The following is a 13,266-nucleotide window of genomic DNA, read 5'->3' as shown; positions in this document are numbered from 1 at the left end:
CATGCTTAGATTTGAAAACATTAGATATCAATAACTATAAGTTTTGAGCTAGAAAGGTTTTAAACAAAAAACAGCTTCTAATAAATAGAAGCTGTTTTTTTAATTTGACGTGAGATGATTACTTATTGCAGTACTACGGTCGCACCATTTTCGATATTAGCGTATACCTCAAGCACATCCCAGTTAGTCAAGCGCACGCAACCTGCCGATGCTTGGCGACTGATGCCCTCAGGCTTTGGCGAGCCATGCAGACCATAAGAAGGCTTAGATAGACCCATCCATACGACACCTACTGGATTGTTAGGGCCAGGTGGTATCATATGCACTTCTTTACCACTACCTTCACCAACAGTGGCTTTATACCAAGGCATTTTGACTTTATTGACGATCTTAAAGGTACCTTGCGGAGAAGGGGTGCTACTGCTGCCTACTGTAGTCGGATAAGTAGCTACTAATTTATCACCGTTATAAGCATAAAGTGTTTGATCCGCTTTGTTCGCCACTACGCGATTGATACGCTGATTGAGCGCACCGCGATTGTTAAGCACAGTAATCGTTTCGCCAACTTTATAATCTTTGTTTTGATTGAGCTTATCTAAATAGCGCACATCCATATGGAAGCGCTCACCTAGCATCTCTTTGATGTCTTGATAATAAAGCCCTTTCATTTTTGATTTAGCCTCATAACCTGAAGGCGTCGCAGAAAAGTTGGTTTTAAGATCGTCTTCGGTCAAAGTATAAGTAACTAGCACGGGCTTATTGGCAGGGATATTTTTATTTAGCGCCTCCCAAGTTTTTTGATTCATTTTGCCTGTCGCTTGCAAGCCTTTCATATTTTGAAAGTTAATGAGCGCTTTTTTGCTGTTCATACCCCAGCCGCCATCGATAGGACCTGGAGAGGCATGATTCCAATCCAATAAGGCTTGCATCTTAATAGTCATTGCCGAATTAACATTCATATTGGGCGACCATTTTGAGTCATTGACCTGTTTGGCATAATTAGACAGATTCAATGTCGTATAAGTCTTGCCATCTTTATCTTCAATACTTTTTATAGCAGAGTCATTGTTTGAAAGTTGATTTTGTTCGCTCTGCGACACATTTGACGTTGTATCAGGACCTGCAAATGCTTGCCCATCGCTAATATCGTCAGCACTCTCTGATTGCCGATCTTTAAGCACTAATTCTTCAACACTCATGTTATCAGGACTAACGCTCGCCGTTGAAGGTTGCTCGCGCTGGCTATTGATCAGCTGGCCCATTCGATCTGTTGATGGCTTAGCGGCAGGCTTACTGGGTTTAGGATTAACATTAACACTGCGACTACGATTTTCATCAACATTAAGGCTTGCTAAGACTGCCATACTAGACTGGCTATCCATCGTACGTACAGGTAGCGTACGCGCATCGGTATCTACAGCGGCTTGAGCACTGATGTTAATACCAGCACTGAGAGCTACGATAGCCATTGATGTAATAAGTAATTTTATTTTCATAATAGGGGATCACAAGGTTGCTACGAATGAGCCTATTATGCGCAAACTTTCGACGCTGCGCAAACTTTTGATACATATATTTAGATCAATAGAATACTAAGCGCCAGCAGTTGACGTATTCGCTACAATTTGGTGATATTTGAGATATGATAGATAGGGAGTAGAGAGTCTGTTGTTGAGTGCATGACTGAATAAATCAAGAAGATGACGATCTATCAGCACTATTTATTCTAATTGATGTTTATAACGTAAGCCTTATTTAGAGTACAATCTTTGATAACAGATATAGGCGGGCATCATTGGCGCTATTGGCTATTTATGTCTATAATGCGTGATGGTTTTAAAATACCAAATTATCAATAAGATTATCAATAAATAGATAGTTAATAAGGGGCGATATGCCAGAAGATCAGATTATAAGCGCGGAAGCTTTTCAAAATCAGTATGATTATGAGGATAATGACTCAACAGAGGATAATGAGAGGCTCAGTGAGGACGAGCTTGCAACCTTACAGGCAGAGCTTACAGAGGCGCGTGAGGAGCTAGTGAGTATTCGTGACTTTATCCGATTTTCCGTCACACAATTGCGCAATTATGATGTCGTCGTCGCACAAGGGACTACCGATGAGTTTGCTGAGGCGGCCGCAATCGTTCTACACTCTTTATCGTTAGAGTGGTCAGCGGATGAGCAGATACTCGATTGTCGTCTGACGACTAGCGAGAAGCAAGCGGTGCTAAGTCTTTTGGAGCAGCGTATCAGCGATCGTAAGCCGTTGAGCTATTTGATTAATTTGGCATACTTTTGTGATCTGCCTTTTTATATTGACGAACGCGTACTCATACCGCGCTCACCGATAGCAGAGCTGATTCGTCAGCAGTTCTACCCTTATTTTGATGCCAATGAATTTGCTAAACCTCTAGGCGCGACTGTTAATAATCAGCCTGCAACCTTTTATGAGCACGGGCTTGAGATGAAGCAGCTGTCACAGCCTGAGCGCATATTAGATCTATGTACGGGCTCTGCTTGTATTGCTATTGCACTAGCTACCCGTTTTGTCGATGCGCTAGTCGATGCTGTCGATATCGATAAGGGAGCGCTTGAAGTTGCTATGGTCAATGTCGATCATCATGATCTCAATCATCAGGTCAATGTCATTGAGTCGGATTTGTTTGCCAAGCTGCCTGCTGAGCATCAATATGAGCTAATCGTCACTAATCCACCTTATGTCGACGCCGCCATTATGGCAGATTTGCCGCCAGAGTTCTTATATGAGCCTGAGCAAGCGCTCGCTGCGGGTCAAGACGGCTTAGATCTTGTGCATCATATCTTGTTCGAGGCCGCAGATTATCTCAGTCCTGAAGGTCTATTGGTCTGTGAAGTTGGCGATAGCGAATGGGCATTAAGCCAAGCCTATCCAGATATTCAGTTTGATTGGCTCAAGTTCGCGCATGGTGGTCATGGCGTATTTGCTATTACCTTTGATGAGCTAGTAGAGCATCGTGAGCTTTTTGCGCGTTACGTAAATGCAGCCGCAGCCGTCAAATAATAGACAGTAGTGTTAGCTACTGTTTTAGTTGCTAAGTTTTAGTTGCAAGAAGTAAAGTACTGACAAATAAAATCGATTGTTAAGGATAGACATGGCAGGCAATAGTATTGGTAAGCTCTTTAGTGTGACCACTTGCGGTGAGTCGCACGGGCCAGGGTTATTAGCGATTGTGGATGGTGTGCCACCTGGGCTTGAGCTGTGCGCTGAGGATCTACAAGTTGACTTAGATCGTCGTAAACCTGGTACGTCCAAATACTCAACCCAGCGCCGTGAGTCTGATGAGGTCGAGATTATCTCAGGGGTATTTGAAGGCAAAACCACAGGCACCTCTATCGGTTTGCTCATTCGCAATACCAATCAAAAATCAAAAGATTATAGCGAGATCAAAGACACTTTTCGCCCAGGTCATGCTGATTATACTTATAGCATGAAGTATGGCTTTCGTGATTATCGTGGTGGGGGTCGCTCCTCTGCTCGTGAAACCGCTATGCGCGTGGCAGCTGGCGCGATTGCCAAAAAGTATTTGCATGACCGTCTAGGCGTGCAAGTGCGTGGTCATGTCACCCAAATAGGCAACGAGTTTAGTAAAGTAGTAGACACCGACGCTATTGATTGGGAATTCGTCAATAGCAATCCGTTCTTTTGTGCTGATAAAGATGCAGTTAGTCGTTTTGAAACGCTTATAGACAGTCTACGCCGCGAAGGCACTAGCTGTGGCGCGCGGTTAGAAATTATCGCTAGTGGCGTGCCTGTAGGATTGGGTGAGCCTGTATTCGATCGACTAGATGCTGATATTGCCCATGCGATGATGAGTATCAACGCGGTAAAAGGCGTTGAGATTGGCGATGGTATGAGTGTCGCTGGTCAGTTCGGGCATAAGTCACGCGATGAGCTAACCCCAGATGGCTTTACGGCCAATCATGCAGGTGGCATCTTAGGCGGTATCTCTTCAGGTCAAGATATTAGCGTGAGTATTGCACTCAAGCCTACCTCGAGCATCACCACTGCGGGCAAGAGTATCAATACCCAAGGCGAGGCGGTTGATATGCTGACTAAAGGCCGTCATGATCCGTGTGTTGGTGTACGAGCGACACCTATCGCTGAGGCTATGCTCGCTATAGTATTGCTTGATCATTATCTACGTAACCGTGGACAGAATGGGGATGTTGTACCGCCAGTTGAGTCGATTACTTAAACTCATTATTTTTATCGGAAACTAGCCCTTTATTTCTTGATTTAAGAGATAGAGGGTTTTTTATTGGCTAATGGTTTTGTAAATATCAAAATTAAGACTATATCGCGTTTTTTAAAGTAAAAAAATTGAATTTATAAATAGGTAAGCCAAGTGATATAAGGCTTTAAACGCTAGTATCGTAGTAATTAACCGCGACGCAGTGCTGATGACGAAAGACCAACAGTAATTGCTGGCTAGGAATAGCGAGCCAGTGCGCAAAGGCAATATTGCTTATTCTATGGTCTGATAATAATTGTAAGCAGTGCTGACGACTATAGCCTAAGCAATTATTGATGAAAGAGTTTTGAAGAGTAGGGTGAATTGTAGAATTGTGCATGGTTTTATACCTGTATTTAAATAGCTGATTCAATAAGCTATCGTAGAATAAGCAGATATAAAACTGATGGGTAAACGATGAAAAGTTAATGAATTAGTTTGCTCAATTTTTCGAAGGTTTAGCTAAAGGCAGGGTAATGCTAAATATTACCCCAGCATATGAGTTAGCGTTAGCGTCACCTTCTACATTATCGATAGCTACCGTACCGCCATGATGCTCGATCACTTGCTTAACTAGTGTTAGACCCAATCCTGTACCTTTTTTTGGTGTGGTTTGTAGCGTAGGATTTTGCTCAGCCTTTGACTCAGTCGTTTGATTAGCTTGATTACTAGTCTGGTAGGCGCTGTTTTGGTTGACATTGCGTTGATGCGACAAGCTAAAATAGCGATCAAAAGCTTTGGTTAAAGCATAATCGGGTAGTGGCTTGCCATCATTAAATACAGTTAGAGTAACTACTTGCTCTACATGAATATTTATATTGAAGCTGACATTGTTTTGGGCAAAATAAATCGCATTATCGAGCACATTTTGTAGTGCTTGTAGTAGCCAAAAGCTATCGGCATACACCGTCGTTTTTTCCATCAAATCATTTTTAATGATATCTTCTTTAGCTAACAGCTGATTATTTATAAACAACTCGATAGCGGGTAGCTGACGCTGCTGTAGCTTTGGTGTACTGTCTTTGATCAGGCTACTAAGCAAAGGCAATAGGGCTATCGGTTCACGATTGAGCTTAAAAGTTGGCTGCTCCACTTTAGCCAATAGCAATAGCCGATCTATCAGCTGATGCATCTTAATACTTTGCTCACCTATCGTCTGATTGAGCATTTGCCGATCATCAGCGTCAAGACCATCATCTTCTAATAGCTCGCTGCTGGCACGAATAGCGGTCAATGGACTTTTAAGCTCATGAGTCAATGTATGCACATAGTCACTGACATAAGCACGATTCTCTAGTCGATGCTTCATACTCTCGATAGTATCGGTCAGGCTGTTGAGCTCGTGACCTAAATAAAAGTAAGGCTTCTTGGTCTGCTCTGCTAGCTCACGAGTATAATGAGTGACTAACGTGATACTTTGCTTAAGCCACCAAGCGACCAGCCCTGCTAACAGCAGCGCGACTATACTTATCAGCAGCATAGTAATGAGCATGCGTCGACGGGTATTGTCCAAATAGGGCATTACGCTATCGACGGGTTTGCCGACGCTGACCACACCGATAAGTTGACCTGTCGCATCGTTAATCGGCTGCGCCACATACATGATTGAGCTATCACGTTTGCTATTGATATCTGGCGTACTGCGGGCGCCGTATTGACCTAGTAACGTTAGATAAACGTCGTTCCATCGGCTATAATCTTGGCCTTCGGCATTAGTAGACGTGGGACGTGAGTCGTAAATGACTAAACCTGTGCTATCAGTGACATAAATCCGAAAGCTACTATAAGCTTTGCGTCGATAGGCAGGCTCTTCTTTATAGACTTGTCGGTACTTATCCGCGCTATTGGCGAGCCTAGTACTGTTGGCTGTTTTACTACTATTATTGGGTTCAGACGTTACTGGCACATGGACAAAGGCACTATCGAGTTGTCTTTGATAAGACTCAGTCAACATCTCGCCTGTTTGCAGAGGTGTCTGTAAGCTGGCGGCCAGCAATTTACTAGTATCTAATAGCGTATCTTCGATCACTTGCTGGGCGGTAGGTTTGACATGACCGAACAGTTGAGTAAATACTACGATACCGCAGATAATAAGAACTAAAGCGACTGCAAGCCAAATCCGAAAAAATATACTTAAGTTTAGGACGCGCTTGGGCGCAGTGGTTTGTTGATCGCTACCTATAGGATGCAGCTTGGCATACCAACTGTTTTGGCTCGACTGAGTGCTGTTATTGGGCTTATTATCAGTCATTAGGCGGGACACAAAGCATAACCAAGACCGCGATGAGTATGAATAACATCGGTATCTGGATTAATCATAGCCAACTGCTTACGGATGGATTTAACATGACTATCGATCGTTCTTGCCAGACGATGATCCGGATAGTCGCTGACAGCATTTAGTAGCTGCTCGCGGCTAAAGACTTGATTGGGCGCTTGTAATAACGCTAATAAAATCTTGCGCTCAGTATTGCTCAAATCTAGCTTTTGTTCCTGCCAAGTCAGCGAATAATTTAGCGGTTGATAGTACCAGTGACCTGAGGGGCCATCAAACGTTAAAGCTTTATCTGCTGCGGGCTTATCAGTGTTACCAGCGCTTACGGACTCTTGCGCTTCTACTAATAATTGCTCGCGCCGCCAAATCGCTTTGAGGCGTGCGACCAATTCACGAGGACTAAAGGGCTTAGCACAGTAATCATCACCGCCCATCTCAAGACCCAAGATACGATCCACCTCTTCGCTACGTGCGGTCAAAAATATAATCGGAATATTTTTTAGGCTATCAATATCAGCGGCATGGCGAATCTGCTGGCAAAGGCTCAAGCCATCACCATCGGGCAGACCGACATCTAGAATGATAGCGGATAGATCTTGCGCCTCGGCAGCATGAAGCATCGGCAGCACGCTACTGGCATTATCCAGCCAAGTGATCTGCCAGCCTTCACGTTTAGCAGTCACTTTCAGTGACATGGCGATAGCGGGATCGTCTTCTACTAAAAGAATATGAGTCATAAGATTTTATCTTTTTATTATCGATTAGGGCGTATTGAACATTCATAAATGAGCACTGCTGATAGCTACAATTGGTCTAGTCTAAGTGAAAATCGCAGGTAATGCAGATGCCTTGGCTAGCTGTTTTTAGTTAGACGGTTACAACGAATAGAGCGATTTTAGCATCAGCCCGTAGGGACAGGACTCTTTTTTACCGCTTCATTGCTAAAAATAGACGCTTAGAATGACTAAACTTACAATTTTTATCTGCGAATCGCCTAAAAAATAGTCACTGTCAGTGCCACGATCGAATGTTCAACACGCCCTAAATACTGAGAAGATGCTAACAAGCTTTACCAATAATATAGAAATTAGATTTGCAGCATTAACTATTGAAAAGGGCTGATCTAACATCATAAACAGTAATGATTATTCAAAGTGCAAGTATTTACACTAAATTAAGCTTAGCATAAAATTATTTTCATATTATGCAATAGCTAAGCAAAGATTGTGGAAAATTGATGGATAACAGTCACTGTAATAAAGCTTTCCATTATTTCAATTTAATAACTATTTTTAATTCATCTTTTAATAAAGACAGGAAGATTGTATGAGCAACTATCTAGACGTCGTAACGGTAGAGCACAACCCATCGAACAAGCCAATAGACCGCGCGGTTATTTGGCTGCATGGTCTAGGCGCAAGCGGTCATGACTTTGAGCCAGTCGTCCCGCAGTTGGGCTTAGATAACGATATGGCAGTACGTTTTATATTCCCACATGCACCGAGTCGTCCAGTAACTATTAATGGCGGTATGGTGATGCCATCGTGGTACGATATTTTTGAGATGAGCCTAGATCGTAAAGTCGACGTTGCGCAAATAGAGCAATCAAGCCAGCAGATCAAAGATCTCATCAATCGTGAGGTTGAGCGCGGCGTCAAGCCTGAGCATATCGTTATCGCAGGGTTTTCGCAGGGCGGGGCAGTGGCTTATCACTTAGCACTCGGCTATCCGCAGCGTTTGGCAGGCTTGATGACGCTATCCACTTATTTAGCCACTAACGATCAGATTAATTATAGCGATGCTAATAAAGAGTTACCGATATTGATTGAGCATGGCATTCATGATCCCGTCGTGCCTGTCGCTTTAGGCGAGCAAGCATCTAAGACTTTATCAGCCAAAGGCTATAATGTTGAATACATTACCTATCCTATGGCGCATCAAGTCTGTATGCCACAGATTCAAGGTATTGGGGTATGGCTGAATAAGGTATTAGGATAAGTTTTTAAGCGACTTCTCGTTGTTAATTAAATTCGACAAGATCTGTTTGATCTTATATTAGATAATAATAGAGCCAGTCCTATAAAGCGGCTGGTTTTATTATTGAATAAGCCATAGTAATACTTGCGCTATACATTTACACTGGTAAATATAGAGTTTGACTTTGCTTGATGGTGGGCAATTATTTATTTCAATGCTCTCATCCAAATAACACATAATTTTTGGAGGCAACCCATGCAAACAACTCATTTAGCGTTTTATATTGCGGATCAAGGCAAGTTATTGGATCGAATCATTAGCAAAATTGATGGCTCACCCTATAGCCATTGCGAGCTAATCATTGAGGATCTTGGGAATAAACATTATGACTGTATTAGCTCAAGCCACCGTGATGGTGGGCTTAGACGCAAGGTAATTGATATGACTACCGATCATTGGGAGCTAGTACCTGTACAATGCGATCTTGATTACGCGGTACGTTGGTTCAATAAGCGCCAAGGCTTTGGTTATGATTATCTAGCCTTGATTCGTACTATCGTACCGGGTTTTTATAATCCTGAGCGCCTAGTATTTTGCTCTGAGGCCTGCGCTGATATGCTGGAGCTTATAGATCCTGGTAGCTTTGGTCTTGAAAAGCTATATCGCTGGGCAACTCAACTAAAGACCTAAAGTTGAGTGAAGTGTATAACTAAATCAATAATCACACACCTTTGAGCAAAGTGATTATAAGTTATCAAACAAGCTGAGCCTATATAACATAAGCTGTTAATTAATGTAATAATACCAAGTTAGCAGTTGAAACAAGTCTTACAGTTGCTATATAATACGCTCATCTATTGGGGATGTTCTGGCTTCGACGCTGGTGATGAAACTCAATGATGCATGTCGAGAGTATATGTCCTCTCGTTAATCCAACATATATTGTTATAGTCGCAAACGACGAAAATTACGCTCTAGCAGCTTAAACCCAGTTTACTTGGTTTAAACCCTGTTTACTTAGTTGCTGATCACCTACAGTTGGTCAACTAAGTTGAAGCGTCCGCATGTAGGCTCGCCACAAGGGATTGTCTCAATCGCTTGGGTTCAAAAGTAGAGAATCGGCTAATCCATCCTGACTGTCGGATCGGTGCAGACTAAAATTAAAGACAGAAACTAAACATGTAGATTCATGAGCGTAATGCTGGCGGACGCGGGTTCAACTCCCGCCATCTCCACCAAATTTTGATAGAGAAACCAGTCACTTAGGTGGCTGGTTTTTTTATGCCTATAAACTGATGATAATTGTCTCTAAAACGCTGTTCATACACGTTAGTAAAAGCTTGGATGCAAACTGTTCCTAAGCTGGCAAGTCAATGTTTGGCGTAAGGAGTGGTGCTGGCGCTATGCAAGGCATTTAGCTGAATACAAAATGCGGAGAGCTTTATGCATTTTAATGTAGCGCATGCTGTAGATGCTAGAGTTTATGAGGTATTGGGGGAGGCTTTGGAGTGATTGCTACTTGCAATATAATTACTCTTTATTCCAAGTTGTTTTTTCATAATTTTCAAAAAATATAGCAATATTTTCTGTAATACACTTGTTAGAAATATTTTTGTCAAACCTAATATCCGTAAGAAGACTATTAGGAACTGAGTTACCGCCAGCTATTACTACTTCTCCCATTTTATATTCTGTATCTTTCAACGTTAAGGTCTTAGTTTCTTGACTAAATGTAGCATCTCCTTCTGGAAAAGCGGGTGTCATAAGTTCAATACCGTTAAATATTAAAAGACAACTATCCTCGTATCTAAACTCTCCCATTAGAGCTTTTGCAATTACAACCCTATTGCTTTTTGGTACAGAGTAAGTAAAAAAAGGTTCTTCATTTTGTGTAGTTTTTATTTTAGATTTAGGCATGTTAAACGATTGGCAGCTACTGATTAATACTAATGAGATAAGTAGTGTTAATGCTTTAAATATGTACATTCTATTGCTTCCTTATAATATCATCGACTAAACCACAAGTTATCTTCAAGTCCACCACTCTGATTTGGCGTTGCGATATGACGCGTAGCTTTTGCAAATATATCATGTGAAGCACTAGAGAACACTTTCCATTCCGCCCAGCGTTTTAACACATATACCGTTTTTGGTACATGCTCATCTAGACTGTCGGTAGTTGATTGCAAAGTTTGCAGCCACCATGCTTGTTGTTTGTCGTTTAATTGATACCCGCTATCTTTTTTGTCACCTCTACGAGCACTCCATTGTTCCAGCATGGTAAGAGCATCTGTAACGCCAGGACTGCCTTGAAGGATAATGACCGCTATTAGTGCTCGAAACCAATATCCCAAGGCATTACGCTGTGCGTTTTCATCGAGATGTGGCAGCACGCACAATACTGCATGCAGGCTGGTCAATCCATGTACGATAAAGAACTCATTATCGCTACTGTACACGGCAATTGCTGCAATCACGGTTAGTACTTCGATAGAAGCCGTTAGGTCAGAGGCAGCTAAGTCGTCATCAATGTCAGGTAATCTTAGCGTCACCATCTCGTTAAGGAACTGTGCCATCGGTTCATCAGGATTATCAAAGGTAATCAAGCGCTGTTGAAACTTACCTCTATTTAAATTTTTATAATCTTCAGTCTTGCTCAATGCATAAGCTTGCTCTGTCAGTTTGGCAGTTCTGTCATCGGTCAAGATTTGCTTAAGCACTTCGATTATATCTGGCGCATCAGGCGACCATAGCTGACAAGGTTGATAGTCACTATGATTTGCGCCAGTTGCTAAGGGCTGAAAGGCCGTTGCCATATAAGCAAGTCCTTCTGCTGCCATATCATCAGACTCAACATCGACTGCCCAGCCCGTATGAATGACTGGATGTAGTGCAGCTCCAGCCATACCTTTTGAAAGCGTAGGGTAGTAGCGCTTGAGGCAGACGCTTAATCCTAGCTCTGCTATTTTTGCATCAAAAAAGTCACGATATGATTCAAAGCCAATCCGAGTAGACTGCAAATTGTTTAGCCAATTAGCTTCTGTTATTGCCGTGTAGTAAAGTGCATTTTTACGAGGTGGCGCAAGCATTCCAGACTCTGCTGTAGCGCTCATGGCATCTCTGTTCGTATCCTTAACATCATCTTTAAAAATGCCCTCATTGATATAAACGGTTTGCCACCACTGCATTTTACTTTTGCTAACGCCAGCGGCATCCAATGCAATCCAATTGTGGGTGATGTGATTGGAGAGGTATTGATCATATTCAATGTGCCAGTTTCTACCGCGTTTGAGCCACTCGTGTAGATGCTTAGAATAGTTTGGCTTTGAATAAAATATCATAATGATGCTCTGCTATATTTAATGCTAAAAATATAGCATAAAAAAAGCCAGTAACATAAGTTACTGGCTTCTTTTAATCCAAACAAGCTTAGCTAAAGATTACTCTTCAGAATCATCCGCTTGTTCTTCTTCTACTAGATCTTCGTCTTCATCATCGCCATCTTCTGATAGGATAGTGACCAAGATAGTAGCCGTTACATCATGATGCAATTGGATATCAACATTGTATTCACCGATCTGACGTAGTGTACCTTCTGGTAGCTTAACCTCAGCACGATCTACTTCTAGACCTGAGTTGGTTAATGCTTCAGCGATATCACGAGTACCGATAGAACCGAATAATTTACCTTCATCGCCTGATTTTGCACGCATGATTACATTAACGTCAGTTAACGCGTCAGCACGTGTTTGAGCAGTTGCGACCTCAGCAGCTTCTTCAGCTTCAAGTTCGGCACGACGTGCTTCGAACTTTTCGATGTTAAGCTTAGTAGCAGGAAGTGCTTTGCCATGAGGGATAAGAAAGTTACGTCCGTAACCTGGTTTTACATCGACAGTTTCACCGAGCTTACCAAGGTTGACGATACGCTGTAACAAAATAATTTGCATGAGTCATTCCTAGTTAACGGTTAACCCTGATGGTTATCAGTGTATGGTAAGAGCGATAAATAACGAGCTTGCTTGATAGCAGTCGCTAGTTGACGCTGATATTTTGTAGAAGTACCAGTAATACGACTTGGTACGATTTTGCCATTATCACTGATATACTGTTTTAGCAATTCAACATCTTTATAATCGATGTGAGTAATGCCTTCAGCGGTGAAACGGCAGAATTTGCGACGGCGATAGAAACGTGCCATGAGTATTCTCCTTTAATTAGTCATCACTGTTGTTGTCGTTGTCGTCATTGTCTTGATCTGGACGACGAGGAGTAGCTTTGCGTGCGCGTTTTTCATCGGCATTCTTAGCTAACATCGACTCTTCAGTGACAGCTTCGTCACGACGCATAACTAGGCTACGAATAACGGCATCGTTATAACGGAACAATTCTTCAAGCTCTTCTAAAGTATCACCGTCAGTTTCAATGTTGAAAAGAACATAGTGAGCTTTATGGATCTTGTTGATTGGATAAGCCAATTGACGGCGGCCCCAATCTTCTAAACGATGGATAGCGCCACCATTGTCTTGAACCAACTTGATATAGCGTTCAACCATGCCGACCACTTGGTCGCTTTGGTCTGGGTGTACAATTAACACCACTTCGTAATGTCGCATTTGGACTCCTTACGGATTAGTAGCTATTAACCCTATGTTAATAGCAAGGAGATTTATAGAGTAAACCTAATCTTAATAATAAAGGGTCTCGATAATAAAAAGCCTTTAAAATAAAGAATAAGCTTAG

The 13,266-nt window shown here is 42.2% G+C and carries 13 protein-coding genes and 1 other RNA gene; 5 read left to right on the top strand and 9 right to left on the bottom strand.

Features of this window, described 5'->3' with window-relative positions:
• Positions 1-122: 122 nt before the first annotated feature.
• Positions 123-1,496 (bottom strand): L,D-transpeptidase family protein, encoded by a 1,374-nt coding sequence (locus ACR63T_RS08040; RefSeq protein ID WP_305898369.1) that lies wholly within the window; start codon positions 1,494-1,496, stop codon positions 123-125.
• Positions 1,497-1,894: 398 nt separating this feature from the next.
• Between ACR63T_RS08040 and prmB the strand changes: the two genes are divergently transcribed.
• Positions 1,895-3,043 carry a 50S ribosomal protein L3 N(5)-glutamine methyltransferase gene (prmB, locus tag ACR63T_RS08035; RefSeq protein ID WP_201569264.1) on the top strand — a complete coding sequence of 383 codons (1,149 nt, stop codon included), beginning with the start codon at positions 1,895-1,897 and terminating at the stop codon, positions 3,041-3,043.
• 91 nt (positions 3,044-3,134) lie between these two features.
• On the top strand, positions 3,135-4,238 hold the full coding sequence (gene aroC / locus ACR63T_RS08030; RefSeq protein WP_201569262.1) for a chorismate synthase: 1,104 nt from the start codon (positions 3,135-3,137) through the stop codon (positions 4,236-4,238).
• A 163-nt stretch (positions 4,239-4,401) separates the two neighbouring features.
• Here the strand turns inward: aroC and ACR63T_RS08025 are convergent, their stop codons facing one another.
• The 3 genes from ACR63T_RS08025 to ACR63T_RS08015 form a co-directional block, all read right to left on the bottom strand.
• Positions 4,402-4,614, bottom strand: coding sequence for a hypothetical protein (locus ACR63T_RS08025; RefSeq protein ID WP_305898366.1), 213 nt, complete (start codon positions 4,612-4,614; stop codon positions 4,402-4,404).
• 102 nt (positions 4,615-4,716) lie between these two features.
• Positions 4,717-6,525 carry a two-component system sensor histidine kinase CreC gene (creC, locus tag ACR63T_RS08020; RefSeq protein WP_472783642.1) on the bottom strand — a complete coding sequence of 603 codons (1,809 nt, stop codon included), beginning with the start codon at positions 6,523-6,525 and terminating at the stop codon, positions 4,717-4,719.
• Positions 6,525-7,286, bottom strand: coding sequence for a response regulator (locus ACR63T_RS08015; protein ID WP_472783641.1), 762 nt, complete (start codon positions 7,284-7,286; stop codon positions 6,525-6,527). The genes creC and ACR63T_RS08015 overlap by 1 nt, the downstream gene beginning before the upstream one ends.
• Before the next feature lie 589 nt (positions 7,287-7,875).
• On the opposite strand from ACR63T_RS08015, the gene ACR63T_RS08010 reads away from it, so the two are divergent.
• From ACR63T_RS08010 to ssrA, 3 genes are all read left to right on the top strand, one after another.
• Positions 7,876-8,547: an alpha/beta hydrolase gene (locus ACR63T_RS08010; RefSeq protein WP_472783640.1), complete on the top strand. Its 672-nt coding sequence runs from the start codon at positions 7,876-7,878 to the stop codon at positions 8,545-8,547.
• 234 nt (positions 8,548-8,781) lie between these two features.
• A complete protein-coding gene (locus ACR63T_RS08005) occupies positions 8,782-9,216 on the top strand; it encodes a hypothetical protein (protein WP_472783639.1) in 435 nt (144 codons plus the stop codon).
• 169 nt (positions 9,217-9,385) lie between these two features.
• Positions 9,386-9,764, top strand: a transfer-messenger RNA (tmRNA) gene (ssrA, locus tag ACR63T_RS08000).
• A 292-nt stretch (positions 9,765-10,056) separates the two neighbouring features.
• Here the strand turns inward: ssrA and ACR63T_RS07995 are convergent.
• The 5 genes from ACR63T_RS07995 to rpsF all read right to left on the bottom strand — a co-directional run bounded on the left by ACR63T_RS07995 (position 10,057) and on the right by rpsF (position 13,139).
• Positions 10,057-10,512: a hypothetical protein gene (locus ACR63T_RS07995; RefSeq protein ID WP_472783638.1), complete on the bottom strand. Its 456-nt coding sequence runs from the start codon at positions 10,510-10,512 to the stop codon at positions 10,057-10,059.
• Positions 10,513-10,532: 20 nt separating this feature from the next.
• Positions 10,533-11,867, bottom strand: coding sequence for a questin oxidase family protein (locus ACR63T_RS07990; protein WP_472783637.1), 1,335 nt, complete (start codon positions 11,865-11,867; stop codon positions 10,533-10,535).
• Between the two features lie 99 nt (positions 11,868-11,966).
• Entirely contained in the window at positions 11,967-12,473 is a 507-nt protein-coding gene (gene rplI / locus ACR63T_RS07985) for a 50S ribosomal protein L9 (protein WP_201569248.1), read from the bottom strand.
• A 20-nt stretch (positions 12,474-12,493) separates the two neighbouring features.
• Positions 12,494-12,724, bottom strand: coding sequence for a 30S ribosomal protein S18 (gene rpsR, locus ACR63T_RS07980; protein WP_010198808.1), 231 nt, complete (start codon positions 12,722-12,724; stop codon positions 12,494-12,496).
• Positions 12,725-12,740: 16 nt separating this feature from the next.
• Positions 12,741-13,139, bottom strand: coding sequence for a 30S ribosomal protein S6 (rpsF, locus tag ACR63T_RS07975; protein WP_201569246.1), 399 nt, complete (start codon positions 13,137-13,139; stop codon positions 12,741-12,743).
• Positions 13,140-13,266: the final 127 nt, after the last annotated feature.

This window comes from Psychrobacter sp. M17(2026) (genome assembly GCF_055699815.1).
The sequence above is the reverse complement of the archived record's forward strand: the minus strand, read 5'-3'. Positions and strand labels throughout refer to the sequence as shown.